Source organism: Pseudomonas sp. LBUM1644 (assembly GCF_059716195.1).
In genome coordinates this window covers 6,179,210-6,201,186 of the sequence record NZ_CP166812.1, presented here as the reverse complement: position 1 = coordinate 6,201,186, position 21,977 = coordinate 6,179,210, and the positions used below count along the sequence as shown (strand labels likewise).

General features: G+C 56.5%; 15 protein-coding genes. 7 read left to right on the top strand and 8 right to left on the bottom strand.

Going from position 1 to position 21,977, the window contains the following annotated elements; genetic code table 11:
* Window positions 1-30 precede the first annotated feature (30 nt).
* The gene (phoB, locus tag ACA052_RS28530) at window positions 31-720 is read right to left on the bottom strand and encodes a phosphate regulon transcriptional regulator PhoB (protein WP_007896474.1); all 690 of its coding nucleotides are present in this window, start codon (window positions 718-720) and stop codon (window positions 31-33) included.
* A 153-nt stretch (window positions 721-873) separates the two neighbouring features.
* Here phoB and ACA052_RS28525 point away from each other — a divergent pair, with 153 nt between their 5' ends.
* Complete coding sequence (locus ACA052_RS28525) at window positions 874-1,266, top strand: COG4315 family predicted lipoprotein (RefSeq protein ID WP_497647775.1); 393 nt, start codon at window positions 874-876, stop codon at window positions 1,264-1,266.
* 150 nt (window positions 1,267-1,416) lie between these two features.
* Here the strand turns inward: ACA052_RS28525 and ubiA are convergent, their stop codons facing one another.
* Window positions 1,417-2,307 carry a 4-hydroxybenzoate octaprenyltransferase gene (gene ubiA, locus ACA052_RS28520; protein ID WP_497647774.1) on the bottom strand — a complete coding sequence of 297 codons (891 nt, stop codon included), beginning with the start codon at window positions 2,305-2,307 and terminating at the stop codon, window positions 1,417-1,419.
* Window positions 2,307-2,870 carry a chorismate--pyruvate lyase family protein gene (locus tag ACA052_RS28515; protein ID WP_497647773.1) on the bottom strand — a complete coding sequence of 188 codons (564 nt, stop codon included), beginning with the start codon at window positions 2,868-2,870 and terminating at the stop codon, window positions 2,307-2,309. Before ACA052_RS28515 ends, ubiA begins: the two co-directional genes overlap by 1 nt.
* A gap of 200 nt (window positions 2,871-3,070) precedes the next feature.
* Between ACA052_RS28515 and ACA052_RS28510 the strand changes: the two genes are divergently transcribed.
* The 3 genes from ACA052_RS28510 (at window position 3,071) to ACA052_RS28500 (ending at window position 4,877) form a co-directional block, all read left to right on the top strand.
* Window positions 3,071-3,238 (top strand): rubredoxin, encoded by a 168-nt coding sequence (locus tag ACA052_RS28510; RefSeq protein WP_007954349.1) that lies wholly within the window; start codon window positions 3,071-3,073, stop codon window positions 3,236-3,238.
* 20 nt (window positions 3,239-3,258) lie between these two features.
* Window positions 3,259-4,407, top strand: coding sequence for an NAD(P)/FAD-dependent oxidoreductase (locus tag ACA052_RS28505; protein WP_497647772.1), 1,149 nt, complete (start codon window positions 3,259-3,261; stop codon window positions 4,405-4,407).
* A 194-nt stretch (window positions 4,408-4,601) separates the two neighbouring features.
* The gene (locus ACA052_RS28500; RefSeq protein ID WP_003213368.1) at window positions 4,602-4,877 is read left to right on the top strand and encodes an HU family DNA-binding protein; all 276 of its coding nucleotides are present in this window, start codon (window positions 4,602-4,604) and stop codon (window positions 4,875-4,877) included.
* 276 nt (window positions 4,878-5,153) lie between these two features.
* On the opposite strand, the gene ACA052_RS28495 is transcribed toward ACA052_RS28500, so the two are convergent.
* From ACA052_RS28495 to ACA052_RS28475, 5 genes are all read right to left on the bottom strand, one after another.
* Window positions 5,154-5,849 carry a hypothetical protein gene (locus tag ACA052_RS28495; RefSeq protein WP_497647771.1) on the bottom strand — a complete coding sequence of 232 codons (696 nt, stop codon included), beginning with the start codon at window positions 5,847-5,849 and terminating at the stop codon, window positions 5,154-5,156.
* Window positions 5,850-6,191: 342 nt separating this feature from the next.
* Window positions 6,192-6,644 (bottom strand): PM0498 family protein, encoded by a 453-nt coding sequence (locus ACA052_RS28490; protein WP_497647770.1) that lies wholly within the window; start codon window positions 6,642-6,644, stop codon window positions 6,192-6,194.
* Window positions 6,645-6,655: 11 nt separating this feature from the next.
* Window positions 6,656-14,890, bottom strand: coding sequence for a two-partner secretion domain-containing protein (locus tag ACA052_RS28485; RefSeq protein WP_497647769.1), 8,235 nt, complete (start codon window positions 14,888-14,890; stop codon window positions 6,656-6,658).
* Window positions 14,891-14,930: 40 nt separating this feature from the next.
* Window positions 14,931-16,649 carry a ShlB/FhaC/HecB family hemolysin secretion/activation protein gene (locus ACA052_RS28480; RefSeq protein WP_497647768.1) on the bottom strand — a complete coding sequence of 573 codons (1,719 nt, stop codon included), beginning with the start codon at window positions 16,647-16,649 and terminating at the stop codon, window positions 14,931-14,933.
* Window positions 16,650-17,393: 744 nt separating this feature from the next.
* Window positions 17,394-17,789, bottom strand: coding sequence for a DUF6124 family protein (locus tag ACA052_RS28475; protein ID WP_497647767.1), 396 nt, complete (start codon window positions 17,787-17,789; stop codon window positions 17,394-17,396).
* 604 nt (window positions 17,790-18,393) lie between these two features.
* Between ACA052_RS28475 and ACA052_RS28470 the strand changes: the two genes are divergently transcribed.
* The 3 genes from ACA052_RS28470 (at window position 18,394) to ACA052_RS28460 (ending at window position 21,840) form a co-directional block, all read left to right on the top strand.
* Entirely contained in the window at window positions 18,394-18,534 is a 141-nt protein-coding gene (locus tag ACA052_RS28470; protein WP_497647766.1) for a hypothetical protein, read from the top strand.
* A gap of 61 nt (window positions 18,535-18,595) precedes the next feature.
* On the top strand, window positions 18,596-20,947 hold the full coding sequence (locus ACA052_RS28465; RefSeq protein WP_497647765.1) for a KAP family P-loop NTPase fold protein: 2,352 nt from the start codon (window positions 18,596-18,598) through the stop codon (window positions 20,945-20,947).
* A 509-nt stretch (window positions 20,948-21,456) separates the two neighbouring features.
* The gene (locus ACA052_RS28460) at window positions 21,457-21,840 is read left to right on the top strand and encodes a helicase (protein WP_497647764.1); all 384 of its coding nucleotides are present in this window, start codon (window positions 21,457-21,459) and stop codon (window positions 21,838-21,840) included.
* Window positions 21,841-21,977 lie beyond the last annotated feature (137 nt).

The following is a 21,977-nucleotide window of genomic DNA, read 5'->3' as shown; positions in this document are numbered from 1 at the left end:
TGTCAGCTTGTCGGGCGGAAACGGGCTGGGTCAGGCTTTGGTAGAAAAGCGGTAACCGGTGCCGCGCACGGTTTGTACCAGATTCTCGTAGGCATCGCCGAGGGCTTTGCGCAGGCGACGGATGTGCACGTCGACAGTGCGTTCTTCGACATAAACGTTGCCGCCCCACACCTGATCCAGCAACTGGCCACGGGTATAGGCGCGTTCCTGGTGAGTCATGAAGAATTGCAGCAAGCGATATTCAGTCGGGCCCATTTCGGCCGGTTTGCCGTCGATGGTCACGCGGTGGCTGATCGGGTCCAGCAGCAGGCCGCCGACTTCGATCGGCGCTTCGCCATCGGTAGGACCGGCACGGCGCAACACGGCTTTCAGGCGCGCGACCAGCTCACGTGGGGAAAACGGTTTGGTGATGTAATCATCGGCGCCCACTTCCAGGCCCTGGATCTTGTTGTCCTCTTCGCCCTTGGCGGTGAGCATGATGATCGGGATGTCCCCGGTCAGTTCATCACGCTTCAAACGGCGGGCCAGTTCGATACCGGACGTGCCGGGCAGCATCCAGTCGAGCAGGATCAGGTCCGGTTTGCGGTCGACGATAATGGCATGGGCCTGCTGCGAGTTCTCAGCCTCCAGGCAGTCATAGCCGGCCATTTCCAACGCAACGGCGATCATTTCGCGAATGGGCGCTTCGTCGTCGACGATCAGAATGCTCCTGCCAACCATGCCTTTAATCCTCTTGTCATTTAACTGTCTTGCGCCGCATTAGATAACGGAATTATTGCAGTCGTGTGACAGTATTTTAGTCGCCCTGTGATTGTCATGATCCTGAACTAAGCTCTAAGTCCGAACCCTGACAACCACAAAAGGAAGGTTTCCATGAGTCAATACCCGCATTCCTTTAAAGCTCTGCTGTTGGCCGCTGCCCTGGCGCTGCCAGCAATGGCCTTCGCGGCTGACCCTGTGATGATGAAAGACGGTGTGATGGCGGACCACAAGGGCATGACCCTGTATACCTTCGACAAGGACACGGGCGGCAAATCGGTGTGCACGGGCGAGTGTGCAGACCACTGGCCGCCATTCAAGGCGGATGCGAATGCCAAGGCCGAAGGCAAATGGTCGATCGTCAAGCGTGACGATGGCACGATGCAATGGGCCTACGACGGCAAGCCGCTGTACTACTTCATGAAGGACAAGAAACCGGGTGACAAGGAAGGCGACAAGATGAAGGACGTCTGGCACGTCATCACCAATTCCGGACCGAAAATGTAAGCCTGTAGCAGCTGGCGCAGCCTGCGTTCGGCTGCGCAGCAGTCGTAAAGTCTGCTCACGCGGTGTATCAGATGAACCGCGTATTCAGAATTTACGACTGCTGCGCAGCCGAACGCCGCCTTCGGCAGCTGCTACATCAAAGCGTGCTCATCAGCGCAGCGCGTAATCCAGCACAATCCCCACAAAAATCGCCAACCCTGCCCAGTGGTTGTGCAAAAACGCCTTGAAGCAACGCATCCGGTCCTTGCCGCGGGTGTACCAGAACTCCCACGCAAAACAGCCCGCCGCCGCCATCAACCCCAAGTGGAACCAGCCACCGAGCTCGAATTTCGACCCGGCCAAGAGCAGACAACCCAGCGCCACCCCCTGCAGCGTCAGGATGGTCACCCGGTCTGCCTCGCCAAACAGAATCGCTGTCGATTTCACGCCGATCTTCAAATCATCATCGCGATCAGTCATCGCGTAATACGTGTCGTAGCCCACCGTCCACAACAGGTTGGCGATCCACAGCAACCACGCCGCCGCGGGCAGCTCGCCGGTCTCGGCAGTGAACGCCATCGGCATCCCCCAGGAAAACGCCGCGCCCAGCACCACTTGCGGGTAATAGGTGTAACGCTTCATGAACGGATAACTGAACGCCAATGCCAAACCACCGAACGATAGCCAGACGGTGGTGGTGTTGGTGCACAACACCAGCAGAAAACTGATGCCCATCAGCAGGGCGAAAAACGCCAGGGCTTCTTTGGAACTGATCTTGCCGCTGACCAAGGGCCGTTGCTCGGTGCGTTTTACGTGACCATCAACGTTGCGATCCGCCCAGTCGTTGATCACGCAGCCACCAGCCCGCGTCAGTACCACGCCAAGGACGAAGATCACGATGTTGGCCAAGGACGGCGAACCTTTGCCGGCAATCCACAGCGCCCACAGCGTTGGCCACAGCAGCAGATAAATGCCGATCGGCTTGTCCATGCGCGTCAGCTGAATGAAATCCCAGGCCCGTGGGTTCAAGCGATTCAGGGACTTCAGCAAGCTTTGGTACATCAGCAGTTCTCCGGATGGGCGCGGGTGGCGCTCCACAGGGTCGGCAGGAAAATTTCAGCTACCAGCACGCTCAAGGCGCCGCGGTCGAAGCGCGAACGACGTCCCCACAGCTCAGGTTTGCGGCTTTCTGACGGCAGCCATGCTTGAGGATAGTGACAAACCTCGATGGCCCGGCGCTTGAACGCCTGATCGCAAAACAGCAACTCGCCCAGCGAGCGGCTGCCGAGTTCATCCATGTGCAAACCATCGCCCTGCAACGCGCTGCGGGCCGCCACGCTGCGAGCAAACACCCACGCTTCGCCGTGACCGCGCAAATACACCTCGCGCACCCAGCCTTCGCTGCCTTCGGCCAGGTCCAGCGCCGCACATTCGTCGGCGCGCAGCGGTTGCCAGCCTTCGAACAGCGGCGTGACGCTGAAACCGTCATTCGATAAACGGATCAACCGGCGCGTCAGCGAACCTTCGTCGAACAACCAGTCGAGGGTAGACGTGTCGGGGAGGGGCGTCAGTTGGCTTTGAGGAAGCCAGAGCGGGGTCGCGGAGGGGGCTTTTGAGTGCGGCACAGTGAGTCATTATTGGCAGCAAATGAGGCGGCGAGCTTACCATGTCAGCTAATTATTTTGAGTGATATGGCCACCCGTTGCGCCGAACAGACTTGCATCTGCCGGGCCCGGTCAGTACAAAACGCCCTGAGCCGGACGGCAGCGCTTTATCCATCGACCGTTTGCGCCAGTAAAAGCCTGAATCCTGAGGATGTACCTGAATGAAAAAGTGGCAATGTGTGGTCTGCGGCCTGATCTATAACGAAGCCGACGGCTGGCCGGATGACGGCATTGCGCCTGGCACCCTGTGGCAGGACGTACCCGAAGACTGGCTGTGCCCGGACTGCGGCGTGGGCAAGATGGATTTCGAAATGATTGAAATCAACTAAGACATTGAGAGGAGTAAGGAATGAACGCACCTGTCGTGATCATCGGTACCGGGCTCGCTGGCTACAACCTGGCCCGGGAGTTTCGCAAACTCGATAGCGAAACCCCGCTGCTGCTGATTACCGCGGATGACGGTCGCTCCTACTCCAAGCCGATGCTCTCCACCGGCTTCGGCAAGAACAAAGACGCCGACGGCCTGAGCATGGCCGAACCCGGTGCCATGGCCGAGCAGTTGAAGGCCGAAGTGCGCACCCACACCCGGATCAGCGGCATCGATCCGGGCCACAAGCGTTTGTGGATCGGTGAGGAAGCGGTGATCTACCGCGACCTGATCCTGGCGTGGGGCGCGGAAACCGTGCGAGTGCCGATCGAAGGTGACGCGGCGGATGCGGTGTTCCCGATCAACGATCTGGAAGACTACGCACGCTTTCGCGCCGCTGCGGCCGGCAAGCGCCGGGTATTGCTGCTGGGCGCCGGCCTGATCGGCTGTGAATTTGCCAACGACCTGATCCTCGGCGGCTACGAGGTGCAACTGGTGGCGCCGTGCGAACAGGTCATGCCGACCTTGCTGCACCCGGCAGCCGCCGCAGCGGTCCAGGCCGGACTGGAAAGCCTCGGTGCACGCTTCCACCTCGGTCCGGTGCTCAATCGCTTGCAGCGAGTTGACGGTGGGCTGGAAGCGCATTTGTCCGATGGCCAAGTGATCCCGTGCGATGTGGTGGTGTCGGCCATCGGCCTGCGTCCACGCATCGACCTGGCCGCCGCGGCCGGCGTGCAGGTCAATCGCGGCGTGGTGGTCGACCGTCACCTGAAAACCTCCCACGCCAACATCTACGCCCTGGGCGATTGCGCCGAGGTCGATGGGCTGAATCTGTTGTACGTCATGCCCCTCATGAGCTGTGCGAGAGCGCTGGCGCAAACCCTCGCCGGCAATCCTGTGGCGGTGAACTATGGCCCGATGCCCATCACCGTGAAAACGCCGGTTTGCCCACTGGTGGTTTCGCCGCCGCCACGGGGCCTGGAAGGCGTCTGGACGGTGGAAGGGCAGGGTGCGGACATCAAGGTTTTATGCCGTGACGCCAGCGGAAAGCTGCTCGGTTATGCCCTGACAGGCGCTGCCGTAATGGAAAAACTGGCCTTGAACAAAGAGCTTCCAGCCCTGCTGGCGTAAATACCGGTCGTTCTGTCGGAATCACCCCTGTTTTGCCCCTACAAAGGCCCCGCCGAGACTGGCGCGGCTCTTCGGTGCGTGCCATCCTCACTCCCGTCTGCCGCAGAGTAGAGCACCTGCGGCGCTTTGGGCGCTGTTCCAACGAGAACAGCACGGACATAACAACAAAAAACCGTCAAAGGGGCTTCACTAACATGCGTAAACCAGAACTCGCCGCAGCAATTGCTGAAAAAGCAGACCTCACCAAAGAGCAGGCCAACCGCGTTCTCAACGCCGTTCTCGAAGAAATCACCGGCGCCCTGCACCGCAAAGACAGCGTCACGCTGGTGGGCTTCGGTACCTTCCTGCAACGCCACCGTGGTGCCCGCACCGGCAAAAATCCGCAAACCGGTGAGCCCGTGAAAATCAAGGCCAGCAACACCGTTGCCTTCAAGCCAGGCAAGTCGTTGAAAGACAGCGTCAATCCGTAACACGCACCGACTTCCCGTTTAGCGGGTGAGCGGAACAAAAAATGGGCACGCCAATCAGGTTGGGTGCCCATTTTTTTGTGCCTGAAAACCACATCTTTTAGGAGCACGGCTTGCCGGCGAAGACTCTCGGTGAGAGCGCCAGAGTAATTGCTTTCATGAAGTAACTTTGAGTCGGTTAAAAAGGATTCTCGGGCGCCGTTCAATCAACAGATGTTCGCCTGCTTAATTATGTAACTGATGAATATCGTCTCAATAAACAGAAACCCGCCTCTCTTTTTACTTCAAACCTTCCGCCAGTGGCTGACTGACTATTTCCGTGACGCCTTTCAATGCTAAGCGCAAGGTATGTGGTTCTGTACGATACTGCAACGGTGTGTAGCCGTAGTCGTTACCAGAAGTGAACGGCGTAACACCATCACCCTGTTGCCACAGTTGTTCGTCGCCGCGCTTCATCACGGCGACCACGTTGATTACCGGATAGACCACACTGCTAAAACCTTGCGTCAGGCTAAATCCCCAGCGATCCACCGTGAGTTGAATTTGCGCATCAGCCACTTCGTCATCACCTACTACCTTGAGAGATGAGTTCTTGTTCAGCTCAGTGACGAAGTTCTGTTTCAACAACTCACCCAAGTCAATTTTTTCCGTCTCCATGACATAAAGGATAGCCTCTACCGTCGACATCGATGCCAAGTCGGCAGTCTTCAGTCCGACCGCAAATCCAGCACCGGATAATGCGCTGGTACCCAAGCGGGACGCACCGCTCGCTATTCCAATACCAGCACCCAGGCCCGCACCCAACGCAGCTCCCCAGGCCTGCTCGCGCCCCATGTAACTCATCTGTTTGGATTCCCACTTCACAGGCAAAACCTTTACCGTCTTGATCTGCGCCCGATGCTCCGGGGTGAGCTTTTGGCTGGCGCAACCGCTCATCAGTAGCGCCATCAGTACAACAAATAGAAATTTGTTCATGTCAGTCCTTTTATGTTTAGCAAGATTAGTTATCCACAGCGAAAGTTTGTCGAATAGGTACAATCGTTATCTCCCCAGCGACATCCAATCGATCGAGCTCTCTAACAAAGTTTTCACTTTAAACGTTAAATAACAATTAAACTTTCATAGCGCTGTTTCGCGAACAAGCTAAATATCAACTAGACTTAGCTATCTCTTGATCCTTCAAGCTGTAGTGCTTTCACCTCAGATATCAGTTTTTTTGCACACGTCGAGCACATGCCCCTTGCAGCCTTAATGAGAAAACTCCCTAGTTCAGTTCGGACTCAGTACGTAGAAAATACTCTGAAAATTTAATCTCTCTCAATGTAATTTAACTAATGAGGAGTCGGCGTAAAAAACAGCGTCTTCGTATTTTTCGAGATTTTTATCCAGCCATGACTCCCCGGCTCTTAAAAGATGCAATTTAACTACAGCTCCATATTCATCGCTTGATACGATTGCAACTAATTTTCCATCGTTTTTATTAAAAGATCTCCATGATTGAAAGCACGCCTCTATGAATAACAAAGCATGCATAAGATAGTCGGACTTCACGTAGTCATCAATATGAATGGAGTTGACAAAGCACTCAAATCCGGTTTTGTCTGGGAAGTCGGTATCTGATACGTTTAAACACCGCCCTGAAAGTGATTGTAAGAAAAATCGACCATCTATTTCTAAAAAACTTTGAGCAAGAAGGGCAAGTAGCTTTGGGGGAATAATTTTCCCTTCAAGACATACTCCTTCGAGTTCAATATGCATTTTTTCATTCATGGTAACCACAATCACTCTCCTAGGTACTTTTTCATGCCTTTATCAATTGCTTTTTGAAATCTAGTGTCACTTAGAAGGTTGTTCACTGATTTAGGTGCCGTTGGGAAAGACTTAGAACCTGCGTCGTACAAATACTTATTTCCGTTATTGTCTTGATAGTGGATTTGGCCTGGACGTTGGCCTGGGTTCGGATTTTCAACGTCAATACGCTCTTTTCCATTCCCTTTCCAAATAGTTTTGCTTGCTGTTTGAACGCCCGTCTTGCCCAGCATTCCTACTTTTGAGGCGTCAACCCCGCTAGGTTTCATGCCACCTAAAACAGAACCAAGCAGAGCCCCAGCGAAAGCCGCTCCAAACCTGGAATCCTCTCCATCTCGAGAGGCTGCCAGCTCAGAGGTGATGCTAGCCTGAGCTTGGGAATTGCTGCTAGTTACCAGAAAACCAACGATGACTGCTTGATTGGACTCCCCGCGGGCTCTCAAATCGACCGCTAACGCTCGCAGCTTTGGATCGTCTTCCATGAGCCGATTCGACAGAGCCTCACAACTTGTCGGATCGCTTTGACATATGGAGGTTAGCTCTCTATTTCTGCTTTCATCCAGCTCAGCGTACCGCTCCCGAATCTTATTCTTGTCTTCTTCAGTTGCCCGAGCATCGACCTCGCGCAGCATTTCTACCACCTCTCGATGATTGAGGTAGTTGTACTGCGTTGAGTTCTCGGCCACCCAAGCCCCTGTTTGGAGGCTTTCCCCGTCGATGTCACTTTGTGTCGCCGCCGCCAACATGCCGACCAGTTGTGAAGTCATGTTCAGAAGGTTTTTGTCGCCATCGACCCAGTTATTGAGCTGGTCCACCAGCGCTTCGTTGGCACCTGCTGCCAGCGCGCCCGTCTTGAAGTCACTGCCGCTGACTTGTGCTAGTAGGCCACCGACCATGGCGTGGATCATGATTTTTTGCAGGCTGCCGTCGGCGTAAACGTCTTTGGTGTAGTCGCCCACCGCATTAAAGCTGGCGGCCGCCAGAGTATTGAACAACGTACTTTGCAGGGCATCGCCCAGATTGCCGCCTTGGCCCATGATCTTGCCCAACGCAGCGGAGGTCCCGTTTTGCAGGCCCTGACTGGCAGCGAATTGGCCGACACCTTTCCAGGTGCCGAGATTCGTACTGATCTTGCCGGTGACGGGGTCTGTTGTGGTGCCGGTCCAGTCGTTGAAGTAACCAGCAGTCATGCCTGCCGTAAGACCGGAAATGGCGTATCCCTTCAGGGCATCGCTAGACGTGACATCCTTGAGCACCGCTCCCAGGTTGCCACCGTTATTAATGACGCTGACCGTGGCAGTGGTCGCTGCGCCCGTGGCAATGGCTGCGCCACCGGCGGCGACGGCACCCGCACTCGCACCTCCCAATGCTGTCAGAGCCGCTGGTCCTACAAACGCTGCCATAACAATGGCGATCACCAATTGCGCGCCAGTCCCTAAGCCCGAGCTGCTGTAGCTATAGGAGTCATGGATTTCTTTTACGAGTTGCCAATCCACATCCCCACGCTGCTCCGCCTCTTTCAGCCACGTTAAATTCGGATCGGCTTTCACCATCGCATCGATGGTCTGGCTGACCGACTTTTGGTCGATGTGTTTAAGGTCGATGTGCAAGCCATCGGCAGCTTTGATCACCAACTGTCCTTGAGCCACCAGTTCACTCTGGTGCAGGGTTTCATCGGTGTTTCCCTTGCCAGATTCGGACCGCCAAGCCAAGTCGCCCTTGCTCTTCTCGTGGCTTTCCTGATGCAGATCCTTGACGGCTTCGAAGGTGATGCTGCCGCCACTGTCGAGGGTAATGTCTTTGCCGCTTTCAAGCTTGGCGCCCTGATAGCGTTGGTCACCACCGCTGACCAGCGTCAGGTCACCGCCCGTCTTGATTTCGCTGCCAATGTTTTTTAAGTAGGTGACTTCATCACGCCGGGTTTCCTTGCTACCCCAGCCGCCTTTTTTCTCTTTGTCGTACAGCGAGTAGTCGCTGTCTTGTGCGGCCAACAATTCAAGATTGCCACCGGCGACCAGATAAGCCTCTTTGCCTGCGCTGACCTTGCTCGAGACCAAAGTCAGATCCTGGCCAGCAGTGAGCACGACGTTGCCGCCAGCATTGAGGCCGGTGCCGATCTGGCTGACGTGATCTTCCTGCGCCTCGACCTTTTTGGTTTTGCTGTAGCTGTGTTCCTCATCCGCCGCCGAGGCCAACGTGAGGTTTTTGCCAGCGTCTAAAGCAATGTCGCGGCCTGCTTCGATTTGGCTGGCAACGACACTGAGGTCACGTCCGGCGCTGATCGACATGTCGCGACCGGTGTCGAGGCTGGCGCCGTTTTGGCTGATGGTCAGGTCACGGTTATTACTGCCGTGTTTGTTGCTGTTGACCTGCTCGGCAGAACCGATGGTGACGTCGCGCCCGGCGCTGATGCTGGTGTCGCGACCGCTTTGCAGTACGCCGCCGATGTTGTTCACATCGCGCCCGGCCGAGATAGTCAGGTCGTTGGCCGCTTCAATGCGAGCGGCGTTGTCGGCAAAGTCTCGGTGCTGGTTGTTGTAGCCGTTGCCGCTGGTATACCCCGTCACCGTGCGTTCGTTGATCACGTCGCCGCTGATGCTGGTCAAGCTTACGTCACGCCCGGCGATGAGCCCGCCGGCCTTGTTGCTCAAGTCATTTCCAGCCAGCAGATCGAGGCGGTTGCCAGCGTTCACCAGTCCACTGTTGACCAGCTTGTTGCCGGCCATGGCAGCCAGATTGTCGTTGGCTTTAAGAGTGCCGGCGTTTTTCAGGTCTTTGCCGGCGATCAGGCTTACGTCCTGGCCTTCAATCAGTGCGCCGTTGGCGGCCAGGCGGTTGTTCGAGTTGGCCAAGTACAACACCGGCACCAAAACGTTTTCGCCATTGACCACCACGGCTTCCATCCAGACGATATCGTGGGTCAGCGCGGCAACCTGTTCGGCGGAGAGGGTCACGCCCAGCGACAGGTTGAGTTCGTCCTTGCTGGCGATGGCGTTATCCATCAAGTAACGGAACATGGCCTCATCCGAGGTCAGGCCGTCGATGAAACGCTGACCCGTACGGGCCACCACCGCTCGCTGGATTAGCTTCTGTTCATAGAAACCGTCACCCAGACGCTTGGCACTGTCGTTAGGGTTGTAGCCGAGTTTACCCAGCAGGTAATCCGAACCCATGAACTGCTTGAGGTCAGTGAGCGTCGGGTTGGTTTCAATCAGGTATTTGTGCGGATTGGACTTTCCGTGACTGCTCGGCAGGCCCTGAACTTTACCGATCGAGCCCACACCGGCGCCCGCTACGCTCCAACTCAGCGGGCCGTTGTCGGTGGTGCTGCCCTGACCGCTAAGGCGGAACAGGCCGTTTTGCCCTATAGGCAGCTCAAATCCAGGCACTGTCAGGGGGTTGACTTGCTGTTTTGCCAGGTCCGGCGGTAGTTGCTTGTTCAGGGTGATACGCGTGGAGAAATTGCTCCCCGGGGAGTCGGTATTGGTGCGCGGGCCACTGCCGACATAATCGAAACCACCGCGGACCACGCTGTTGTCGAAGTTGTTCTGGGTGCTGATGCTGATGTTGCCTGCGGCCTGAATGATGGCGGCATAGGTTTGGTCACCCGTGGCAAGTTGGGTCGTCCATCCAAACGCTGGCAACTCAGCATCGGTTGTACCGACAAATCGGCTCATAGCCTCGACCAAACCACTCAGTTTGTTGACGTCATAGCCACTGCTTTGAAACCAGTAGCGCTCAGTGAAGTCGTCGGCGGCGTTGCTCCAGCTGCTGCCGTTACGGGCGCGTTTGGTACGAAACACGCGCACGGTTTCGGTGTCGGAGGTTTCCACGCCGGTGTTGGTCAGGTTATTGAGCGTGGCGATGAAGTTGCCGCTGGTGGCGATGTTGCTGCTGTGGTTGAGCAGGTCGCCGCCCTTGATGTTCAGGTTGCCACCGGTGGTGATGCTGGACGCGGCACTGGCGGCGATCACTTCCAGCTTGTCGCGTTGCGTAATCTCCCAAACACGGTTTTTCTTGCCGCTGCAGTCACCGGCGTTGACGCCTTCAATGCACTGGATTTGCTCAATCTTGGCGGTGTAGATACCGCTGTCGCTGATGGTCAAAAGCGCACGGACATTCTGTATCGTGCTGGCCGCCAGGCTCATGCTGCCGTCGCTCTGGATCAAGCCGGAGCTGTTGACGATGCTCGTCGCCCAACCACCGTTACCATCACGATCGATGTCGAGGTCGCCGAGGCTGTAAATGCTCGCGTATTTGTTGCTCAACGACGTCACTCGCAACCCCATGTCCCAGCCACTGAAGATCAGTCCGTGATCGTTGAGCAGTGCGTTGGTCGCGAGGGTCAGGTTTTGCCCGCTGCCGAGAGTGCCGTAGTTGTAAACATTGCCCGCGTCCACCGTCAGGTCGCCAGCAGAGGTCAATCGACCTTGATTGTTCAGCAGCCCGGCCACGTTGATCAGTCCGTCCCCACCACTGGCGATGCTTGCAGTTTCGGCCAGGGTCAGTTGCCCGGCTTGCAGATTCAGGTCACCCCGGCTGGTCAGTCGTCCGGTGCCGCTGTAAGCGCCAGACAATCCCAGGTAAAGATCACCGTCGCTGGCGATCAGGCCGTCGTTGCTCCAGTTCACGCCAGTGGCGTACAGGCTGTCGGAAGCCAGCAACTGGCCAGCGGCGGTCTGGGCAAAGTTGTCGATGTTCAGGGTCAGACGCCCGGCCTGGATGATGCTGGTATTGGTCCAGCTGTCAGCGTTGAGCGTCAAACCGCCCCGGGTGATCAATGAACCTCCGGCGTTAAGGACGTTCGCCGTGGCTATGTCGAAACTGCCGCTGCCAACATGTAACGCGGTGCCACCGGAGTTCATGAAATTCCCGGCAGCGAGGTGCAGGTCGGTGTTGGCGCTTTCCAGAATGCCGTTGCGGTTGTCGAATAGTCCGCCAATCTGAACGCGCGAAGCGCCGCTGGTGCCCAAGGCACGGAGTTGACCGAACTGGTTGTCTACGCTGGCGGCGTTTAGCGTCAGGACGTTGCCGCTTTCGATGATGCCCTCACGGTTGCTCAGTGCACCGGCCAGGCTCAAGTCAATCTGCTGGCCCGCGATCTGACCGGCGCTGTTATTCAGCGCACCACCGGTAACGCCGACAACGTTGGCGGCATACAGGCCACCTTCCCGATTATCGAAGTAAGCAGTGTTAATGATGACATCGCCCGATTGCGCGGCGAGACGTCCACCCTGGTTGTCGATGCCCCCCAGTGCGGTCAGGTTCAGGTGTTCAGCCTGAGTGTTGCCGCCCTGGTGGTTAAGCAGCTCGTAACCATTTTTTAACCAGCCACGGAGAAAACCGGAGAGAGTTGCTTGCTGACTGGCTAGCACGCCACCGCGGTTATCGACGTTCGCGGCCGCCAGGTTCAGATCACCGCTTTGGGCGAGAAGCCGACCGTTCTGGTTTTCGATATCTCCGACAACGTCAAGGTTCATTTCGCCCTGGCTTTGCAGCGTACCCTGGCTGTTGGCGAGGCTGGCTGCGTGCAGGCGCAGGTCACCATGTTGACTGTAGATCAAGCCGTTGTCGCTGTTCTGCACGGCGTCGCTGGCGGTCAAGATGAGATGGTCGTTGGCCGCAACGGTGCCGCCATTGCGGTTATCCAGGCCACCGATGAGCAGGGTCATCAAGCCTTGACTCGCCAATTGGCCGCCCTGGTTATTGACCTGGCTGGCACGCTGCAACAGCAAGGGGCCGGTGCTGGCCAGTTTGCCATTGATGTTGGTCAATACCCCGAGCAGATTGAGGGTGATGGCAGCGTTGCCGATCAGGTTGCCGTGGCTGTTATCCAGCGAGGTGCCGGTGATGCTGACTGCCTGCTGAGCGCTAATGGCGCCGAAGGTGTTGTCGAGGGCCATCGTCTGCAAGGTCAAGACGCCGCCGCTGTCGATCAGTCCGCCTTGTGCGTTAGTCAGCAATCCTTGCACCGTCAGGGCTTGATCGTCGGCACTGGAGATAATGCCGCCAGCGCTGTTATCGAGATTGCCAGCGTTGACCGTCAGACGCTGCTGGCTGACTAGCGCACCGGCACCGCTGTTGAGCAAGTCACCGCTTACACTGACGGCCGCGTCGCCGTTGCGACTGGATAGCGTTCCGTGATTGCGGTTGTCGAGATTGTCGGTAGTGACACTCAATCCCTCCCAGCCTGAGATCAAGCCGTTCTGGTTGAGAATGCTGCTGGTATCAAGGTGCAGTTGCTGGCTGCTGATGAGTTTGCCGGCGCTGTTGTCGAGTAAACGGCCGGCCAGGGTGTAACTTTGATTGCTGGAGATCTCGCCGTTGGCGTTGTTGAGATCACGCAGGTGGCGGATGCTCAACTGTCCGTCGGTGGTGATCAGGCCGCCAGCGTTGTTCAGGTCACCAGTAGCGCTACCAAAATCGATGCTGATCGCACTGCCGAACAACGTGCCGTTGTTGTGGTTGTTCAGTGCGGCGCTGCTGATGTTCAAACCGGTCCCCGCTTTGATCAGCCCTTGATTTTGGTTATCCAGCGGGCCGCTGACGTTCAGGTCGAGATTGCTGTGGCTGGTCAGGGTGCCGCCGCTGTTCGCCAGGCTGGACAAATTGGCAGTAAGGGCATTTTCACTGGCGATCAGGCCTTTGTCCTGGTTGTTCACCTGCGCAGCAGTGAGGGTGAGGTTGGCGCCACTGGTCAAACGGCCGCCTTGACTGTTTTCAAATGTGCCGGTGTTTACCTGCACCGCGCCTTTGCCGCTGATGCTGCCTTGTTGACGGTTATCGAGGCTGGCGCTGCGCAGGTCGAGACCGGCATCGGCCACCAGGCGACCACCCTGATTGTCGATCCCGCCACTGCTGGTGAAGCTCAATTGACCGGCACTAGACAGGCTGCCCAGGCGGTTCACCAGAATGGCGGCACTGGCCGTGAGCAGGCCTTCACTGCCGACCGACCCACCACTGTTGTCGAATGTCTGGCTCACGCGAGCGTCAAGGTTTCGGCTGGCTACCACGTTGCCGGTGTTGCGCAGGTTCTGAGCAGCCAGACTGATGTCGCCGCGAGCATTACGGCTGTTGTCGGCGTTAACGCCCGCCTCGATGATGCCGTGGTTGCTCAGTTGGCCACCGCTGCTCAGGCTGATGCGATCACGTGCGGCCAGACTTCGCTGATTGCTCAGTGCGCCGCTGGTTTGCACGTCCAGTGTCGAACCCGCATAGACCGGTCCTTGTGAATCAAGACTGGCCGTCTTGATGTTGATGGCATTGGAGGATGCGGCCTGCGCGAGGCTCAAATTGCCGTTAGCATCGATCTGAATATCGCCGCCGCTGGCCGCCAGATTACCGGCCAATCGAACACCGACACCGGCTTCGGTAGCCACCAGTTTGATCGCTCCAGCGTACATACCGCCGAGCGCGGAACTGTCAATGGCAAGTTCCGGTGTAGCGCTGCCGTCAGTGGTGCGAGCGACGAAATTAAGGGTTTGTGCGTCGACATCATTGCGACCAGCAACGATGCTCAGCTTGTTCGTCTGAATCTCGGCGTTGATCTTTGCTGAGCGAGTGATGATTTCGAAGCTATCGACGTTGTTGGCGTTCAGCCCCGCGCCGTCGATAGAGATGCTGCCACCGTCGACCTTGTAATGGTCAAGCTGACCGTTGTTCAGTACCGGCTTGCCGGTGGTCAGTGTCACCCGTGGGGTGTTGATAAACCCGCAGCCATTGCAGCTGATGCCATAGGGGTTGGCGACGATGACCCGCGCCGATTGCCCTGCCAATTCGGTATAGCCGCGCAGTTGGCTCGGGTTGCCGCCGTTGACTTCATTGAGGATTATGCTGGCCGCCCTGCCGCCTAGGTTCGGGTTGCCCAGAATGATCCCGCCCAACTGGGTCGCCTGCGTGCGGCCCGTGGCGTTATTCAGGATCACCCCTTGGCTGCCGACGTTGTAGTCATGGAACTGGTTGTGCGACAGCCCGCTGGCATTGGGTGCGGCGATGTTCACGATAGGTACGCCATTGCCAGCGTGTTCCAGTCCCGTCCCCGGAGCATGGACGACGATGCCGTCGGCTTGTGCCCACAGCGGTTGCCAGAACATGGCGTTGGCCAGCAAAAAGGCCAGGCCACGCTTGGGCATGCCCCAGAAATGCTCACGGGTCAAAAGAGCGGCAGACGGCTGGTGAATCAGGAAAGAAAACTGACGGACATCCATGTTGGAACTCTCGAAAAGTGCAGCAATTAATCGCCTAGGACTACAGGAAGAAACTCAGGCTGAAATAGATCGGCGCTTTGTGTTCTGTCAGCGCATCGGGGCGTTCGAGCGAACGGGCAAAGGTCACGCTGGTAGCCAGGTAACCGCCTCTGGCAAACAGCTCGAGTGAGTTGCTGGACACGCGTCCGTGCTGGTCACCGTTGTAGCGATCGTTTTGAATCACACCCTGGTCATATCCCAAACTGGTGCCGTATTCAGTCAGTACCTGTCTTAGCCAGGGCCAAGTGACCTGACGGCTCCAGCGCAGGTCGTTGCGCCAGTAACCGCCACTGTCACCAGACAGCAATTGTTCCTTATAGCCGCGTACGGAGCCTTGCCCGCCAAGGCTCATTCGCTGTGAGCTAAACAGCACATCCTCGCTGCGTTGACCGGTGACGAGACTGTTGAAACTGAAGTATTCGCCCCACAGGGTGAAGGGCTGCAAATAGCTCATTGTCGCGGTGTACTTGCGGTAGCGAGCAGTGGGTTCGCCGCGGGCCGGATCGTGATCACCTTGAGCATCAAAGGCATCGATGCCGTTTTGCATGCCGAGGTCCAGGTTGACGAAAGCGCTGCCGATGCGTCGGCCATGGTTGAAACCGAACTGCGCTTCGCTGATGCGGTTGCTGCTTTGCTCAAGCTTGGTGTCTTCGATGAAGTTGTTCGTGCGCAGATAGGCCAGACCGGCATTGAGTGAGGTCTTGCTGACGGCATCGCGATGGACTACTCGCTCGGCGCGCAGTTGATGGTTCTGGCTGTCGCCGGTCTGCTTGAAGCCAAAACCATAGGCCTTGGCTTGTGAGCGGTAGTCGCTCTGGCTGTAGCTGTAGTTGAAGCTCCACCAGCCCCACGGCAGGTTGTAATTCATAAACGCGCTGCTGGAGCCGCGTTGATGATCGCTGACGGCGTCATGACCACCGCGCAGCATCAACTGGTCGGCCAATCCCAGCGGGCTGTCCCAATCCAGCGAGGCGTCCCATTGCTGTTCGCCTGTGCTGTCCTGGCCACCGTTATTGTGTGACAACGAAGCGCGCCACGGCTTTTGCGGAGTGTTTTTCACCACCACATCACTGCCGCCCGGAGCTTGACCGGGAGTTAACTCCATCTGCGCCTGATTGGACGGCAGGCGGTTAAGCTGGTCGACCATCTGCTCGATTTCACGCAGGTTCAACAACTCACCTTCACGGCCGGGAAAGCTCATGGCCAGTTCACGCGCCGACAAATCGCCTTGCGCTGCGACTCGCAGTTTTTCCAGGTGACCCTCGACGACCAGCACCTTCAGTTGTCCGCCGGACAGGTCCTGCTGTGGCAAGTAGGCTCGACTGGTCAACAAACCTTTGTCGATATAACGGTTGGTGATGACCTTGAGCAGTTCATTGAGTTGAGAGGTGCCCAGGCATTGACCTTCATAGGACTGCGTTGCTTGTTTGCGATCAGATTCGGAAAGATGATCGGCGCCGTTGATCAAAATCTGCCGGATGGGGAAACAGCGACTATCGACTGGAGCACTCGGCTTTGTTGGCTCCGCGGTTTTGCCCGGTAACTCCTTCAGCTCATCGAGCCGACGCTGCTGCTGTTCCAACAACCGATTCTGACGCTCACGAATCAAATCCTGTTCGCCCGGCGTCGGGCCAGGCGCGGCCACCGCCGACCCCAGTCCACCCAGACACCCGAGCACTGCATAAGAAAACGACCTCATCCGGAGGTGTAATATCGACATGTTGAGTCCATTCGCCACTTGTTAACTTGCTGGATTTGGCCAAATAAGCCTTTGAAGGGCTTGCGACTGTTGAGTGAGTCGACAGACCCTGGTTGGGGGAAGTATTGGGCTTTGTAAAAAGCAAAAGATGTAGGACGTGTCTTGAAAGCTGTGCGGAAACATCCGGTCTGTGCTGGTTTGGCGGCGCTTTAAATTTCGAGATCTTTATCCGTGACTCTTCAACTTATCGAGCCACACAGCGCCGCAAGGCTTAGGCGCGGCCCCGAGCCCTCCATATCGTCGGCGAGGCCGGCGGCGATGGCGCTGATGGTCAGCTGATGTTCTGAGGCGATGACCAGAAGCGTTGCGGTTTGATTTAAGGACAGACGCTGAAGAGTGGCGATTACGCTTAGTTGATTCCTGTCAATTGCCAGGAGCTTGGTTGGTCAAAGGCCACGGTCTTTTAATGTGTCGAGTAGCCATGGTCTGATTGAACTACCTGTCTACTGGCGCCCTAAGCGCGGGGGCGCTGCCATGAGCGATGTGCCGCACCGACTCAACATTGAGTGAGCTTGTGCAAAGTACCGAGGCAGACAGGTACTTCAAGCCCAAGGAGACCAAACCGGACGCGTCCTACATGTATTCCGGAAACAGGGAAGACAACCGTGTTGGTTTTTTTCCTCCCAGCTGCGTGCCGGGCACGCTGATGATAAAAACCCCGATGGGCAGTGACACATCCATCGGGGTTATTTACTGCTTGGCGAGTTAGCAGGTTCGGCTTTGTTGTTTGGTGAGAATCGCCGCCATTTCTGGCTCGTCCAGATGATCCAGCGCTCGTTCCACCAACAAATGCACCCCGTCGGCCATGCGGCTCAGCGCCAGGGCTACGGAGCGGCGCGAGCCGTCTACATCGTCGGCGAGGCCGGCAGCGATGGCGCTGATGGACAGCAAATCTTCCGAGGCGTTGGCGAGGAGGGCTTCAGTGTTGATGTTCGGGCAGACGTTGAAGAGCTGGCCGTTGCGTTTCGGAGGTTTTTTTTCGGTCGGTGGGAAGTGGTGATCGAGGGCGTGTTCGGCAGCTTCATGGAGCTTGTTGGAATCGAAGGATTCGTAGGGCGATGCCGGATCTGTTTCCGGCGGATTTGGTGTGACCTTGAACATTGGCGTATCCCGATATGTGCATTTAAGGGACTGACACCTTTTCGCTTGCATTCGAATGATGGTGGCAGCCGTGCGCAGGTGTGCAAGACCGGGCATATCGGACCCCGGCAGACCCCAAAGGGACCTCCCACGCACAGCCGCCATATAGCGATCCAAAAAGCATTTTAGGGCTTAATGATTAGCGAGGCATTTGCGCGCCGATATGTACCGGACTTGCACGTCCGTGTCACCGTTTTTTGCGGTGACGAACAGAGGTTATCTGCCTATGTGGAGGTTGCATAGTTCATGGGTGGCTCGACTTTTCGAAGGAAAAGTCCGAGAAGGTTGAGGGGATTCGGTGCGAAATCGCACTCCACTTAAACAGCCGCTTGCATTACACCGGATCAGCCGAAAATATCGGATTTCATCATGTGTTTCGTAACCATTAATGACAACGAAATACATATTTCTGGCGAGGGCAGCGAGAGGCCGCAATCAGCCTAAACAGACGTTCGAGTATGAGCTGCTCCAGGCCATAAGCAGACACTGGGTTGACTCCCTATGCTTCTGAATAGCAGCATGCGGACCTTCAATCTCACGCTAGTACGCCGATGCAGGGATGCCGATGTTTGCAGATCTTGATGAGTTGCTGGAAAGCGTGCGCGACAAGCAATCATTCGTCGCGTTTATAGAGGAGCTTGGCGCTGATTTAGCCAGCGACCGTGTATTAGCGGAGCCGAAGCCTTGGGCTGGGAAGATGCTATGAAATCACCTATCACACAACGCGCTCCGCGCCGGACGGAAGTTTCCCTTAGAGTTTCAGCACTATGACCGGACTATTGACCCGCGTGTCAGCGTGGCATGCCCGTCGCCAAGCAAAGCTCAACAACGGTGTCGCTACGGCCAATCAACCGATGGGCGAAATTGGATCGGAGGCGCCGATTCGAACGAAGTCAGAGGATCGCCTTAGGAGGGCTGACTTCGCGGACCGCATAGCCCGCGTGCTCTCGGAGCTCAGTCCGCGCGAAGGCAGAGTATTCGCAATCCGCGGCGAATGGGGCTTTGGCAAGTCTTCCCTCAAGAACCTAATTTCTGAACGACTTGAAGCTAGGAGCGACGACACGGCCTGGCTTGATTTCAATCCCTGGCAGTGGGGCGACAGCAGCGCGATCGCTCGTGCGCTCTTCGGCCAAATAGCGGATCGATTGGGGGGCGAGAATTCCAAAGCAGAGCACGCCCGTGCCGAAGCGCTGCGACGCTACGGGGCGATTTTGACGGGAGCCAGCGCACCGCTTAAAAAAGCCAGTGGTTCCAATCATGTCATTTCGTCGGCTCTAACGAACGCTTCTGTGCTCTTTGTCGCTTCAGCCATAGGCTTCAATCTTCCGACAGTTGCGAAAATCGCGGCCGCTCTCGCTGCTCTTTCCGTTGGTACGTCCCTTCTCGGCCGCATGCTGTTGCATCTCGGAAAGGACCGCACTGGCGAACCGCTCGACAAGGTACGTGAAGCGCTGGACGCTCGTCTTCGCGAACTCCATCGACCATTAATCGTCTTCGTTGACGACATTGATAGGCTCGAACCCGAGCAAATCCGGGCTCTCCTCCGGCAGGTAAAGGCCAACGCCAACTTGCCCAATATTGTCTTCGTGCTGCTGTTCCAGCCCAGCATCGTAGAACGAGCGCTTGATCCGGTCGCCGACGGCGACGGTCGCGCCTTCCTCGAAAAAATCGTGCAAGCCAACTTCGACCTGCCCGCCGTACCGGTGTCGATCGTGCATCGTATTTTTTTGGAGGAACTGTCCCAGTTGGTGGACCGCTATGCGACCGAGACGAACGGTTTCTCGCAGACGCGCTGGGGTAACGCCTTGATCGGGTGTATCCAACCCCGTCTACGCAACATGCGAGATGCGCGTCGACTGATCTCGTCCATCGCAGTTCACATGCCGTTGCATGCGTCCGGCGAAGTCTTCGAAGTGAACATTGTGGACTTCTTGGTTCTGGAAGCTTTACGAGTCTTCGAATCAGACCTACACGAGGCGCTGTTAAAAGAAAGGGCGCTGGTTCTCCAAGAGCGTCGTTTCCAGGGTGACGGCCGGCAGGATGCGGAAAGAGCGGCAGCCGAGCGGTTTCTTGAGGTCGTGCCGGAGGAGCGTCGCGCCATCGCCCGAGACACGGTCAAGGAGCTGTTCCCGCCTCTCGAGTGGGCATTCGGCGGCACCAACTATGGTGACGGTTTTCATCTCAATTGGCTGGCGGCAAAGCGGGTTTGCTCGCCGCGCTACTTCCCACGTTACTTCGAACTCCAGACGGCACTCGGCGAAATGTCGGAACGTCGCTTCGTTGAGTTCCTAGATGCGACGGCGACAGATGCCGGTCTAGCTGCCACGATCGCAGAAGTCGAGGCAGACGGCTTGCTACCCTCGCTCGTTGCGAGATTCGACGAGTCCGTTGATCGCCTTCCTGTAGAGAACGCTCCTGTGCTGCTGCCAGGGATGTTCAGCATTGCTCAGAAACTCGTGGGCCTGCGTGGCGATTCCTTCAATTCTCCGTGGATTTCCGCATGGCGAGCGACTTCCTGGTTCCTAAAACGAATCCCGGAAGAGTTACGAGGTGATCTAACGCTCGAAGCGCTCCGCCGGACCAAAGCGCTATCCGTTGCTGCGATCCTGATTCACTTGAATGATCCCGCCGATCAGAAAGAAGGTAAGGCCAATACTTTTGATCCAGTGCTCGATCTCGATACCGTCGAGGCGATGAAGGGCTTATGGTTGCAGTTGATAAGGAGTCACGCGGCGGGCGGTTCCGCTTTGATTACCGCGCCTGATCTAATGTTCCAACTTTACCGATGGAAGGATTATTCGGGTTCCTTTGACGAGCCTCGTTGCTGGATGTTGGACGCGATCAGAACCGACGATGGCTTTGCAAGCATGGCCACTCGCATGATGAGCACAGGCAAAAGCCATTCATGGGGTGATCGAGTCTCCACAGTGCACAACATGTTCAACAGAGAGACGATCGAAAACTTCATCAGTATCGACGTGGCCAAGGCTAGGTGCGACGCGATCAATCCCGCCGATTTCTCGGAGCACGAGTTGTCCCTGAGAACTTTGCATAACCATCTCGAGATCTGGCTTGGAATAAAAGAGGGCGACCTTTTTACTGATAACGGGGCCTATTGATAGTAGGCAACGTACAACACTGAAGCGCGCCTGATTTCCTAGACGCATCCGACTGGCTCCTTATGGCCGATTCTGTTGAAAAAGTCGGCCTTGATTTCTACGGTAAAAAAAATACGCGTCTGAGATTGAAATCCTTACTTTGTGCAGAGGCTTCTGGGCTCAGATTTCACATAGCAGCGTGCAAAAAAGGCGTTTTCCCCGATCAATCTTCGAGCAGTTTGGACGGACCGACTCTTTCAACAGAATCGGCCGTTCTCTGCCTGTCACAGCCACAATGCGTACGCGTCTTGTTCGATCCAAACGGTTAGGTGAGTCTATGCAATTACGCAAATTAGGATTGCTACAACGTAGCGTTAAGAAGCGCAGTGGACTGATGTTTTAGTCAATGACTTGGTAGTCATCACCGTCAAAAATATCGCCATCTTCTTCTAATACAACCCGAAGATGGCGTTCTCACTCGAAGCCGCTACACTGCGCCGGCCGTTCATTTTTCTCTTGAGGCTGCACGCATGAAATTTCGTTTTCTTCTGTGGATGCTGGGTTTGTTGATGGGTAAGGCCAGTCGGACTAATCCTGCGTTTCAGCAACAGTTGGGTGACAAGGCGTTGGTGTTCCAGCTGCAGACGCTGGACGGGAAAGTGGCGCGGCATTTCTTTGTGAAGGATCAGCGCATTACCAGCAAGTCGGGCGTGTACGCCGAGCCGGCGTTTGCGATTGCGTTTAAAGATGCGACGTATGGCTTTGCCACGATGCAGGCGAAGAACAAGCAGTTGGCGTTTATGACGGGGATTCAGGACAAGTCGATTCAGATCAAGGGCAACCCGGCGCTGGTGATCTGGTTTCAGGGCTTGACTAAGTATTTGAAGCCGCGCAAGGCTAAAGCCAAGGTTTGAGTCGAGGATTTCCTGTGGCGAGGGGATTTATCCCCGTTGGGCTGCGAAGCGGCCCTGAAGCCTGAGGCCTCGATATTGTCTGACACACCGTGTTGGCAGGGTTTGCGACTGCTGCGCAGCCGAACGGGGACAAGTTC

What these genes read in the sequence shown, in the direction of transcription:
- phoB (WP_007896474.1), bottom strand. Translation starts at nt 720, where the DNA reads ATGGTTGGCAGGAGCATTCTGATCGTCGACGACGAAGCGCCCATTCGC.
- ACA052_RS28525 (WP_497647775.1), top strand. Translation starts at nt 874, where the DNA reads ATGAGTCAATACCCGCATTCCTTTAAAGCTCTGCTGTTGGCCGCTGCC.
- ubiA (WP_497647774.1), bottom strand. Translation starts at nt 2,307, where the DNA reads ATGTACCAAAGCTTGCTGAAGTCCCTGAATCGCTTGAACCCACGGGCC.
- ACA052_RS28510 (WP_007954349.1), top strand. Translation starts at nt 3,071, where the DNA reads ATGAAAAAGTGGCAATGTGTGGTCTGCGGCCTGATCTATAACGAAGCC.
- ACA052_RS28505 (WP_497647772.1), top strand. Translation starts at nt 3,259, where the DNA reads ATGAACGCACCTGTCGTGATCATCGGTACCGGGCTCGCTGGCTACAAC.
- ACA052_RS28500 (WP_003213368.1), top strand. Translation starts at nt 4,602, where the DNA reads ATGCGTAAACCAGAACTCGCCGCAGCAATTGCTGAAAAAGCAGACCTC.
- ACA052_RS28495 (WP_497647771.1), bottom strand. Translation starts at nt 5,849, where the DNA reads ATGAACAAATTTCTATTTGTTGTACTGATGGCGCTACTGATGAGCGGT.
- ACA052_RS28490 (WP_497647770.1), bottom strand. Translation starts at nt 6,644, where the DNA reads ATGAATGAAAAAATGCATATTGAACTCGAAGGAGTATGTCTTGAAGGG.
- ACA052_RS28485 (WP_497647769.1), bottom strand. Translation starts at nt 14,890, where the DNA reads ATGGATGTCCGTCAGTTTTCTTTCCTGATTCACCAGCCGTCTGCCGCT.
- ACA052_RS28480 (WP_497647768.1), bottom strand. Translation starts at nt 16,649, where the DNA reads ATGTCGATATTACACCTCCGGATGAGGTCGTTTTCTTATGCAGTGCTC.
- ACA052_RS28475 (WP_497647767.1), bottom strand. Translation starts at nt 17,789, where the DNA reads ATGTTCAAGGTCACACCAAATCCGCCGGAAACAGATCCGGCATCGCCC.
- ACA052_RS28470 (WP_497647766.1), top strand. Translation starts at nt 18,394, where the DNA reads ATGTTTGCAGATCTTGATGAGTTGCTGGAAAGCGTGCGCGACAAGCAA.
- ACA052_RS28465 (WP_497647765.1), top strand. Translation starts at nt 18,596, where the DNA reads ATGACCGGACTATTGACCCGCGTGTCAGCGTGGCATGCCCGTCGCCAA.
- ACA052_RS28460 (WP_497647764.1), top strand. Translation starts at nt 21,457, where the DNA reads ATGAAATTTCGTTTTCTTCTGTGGATGCTGGGTTTGTTGATGGGTAAG.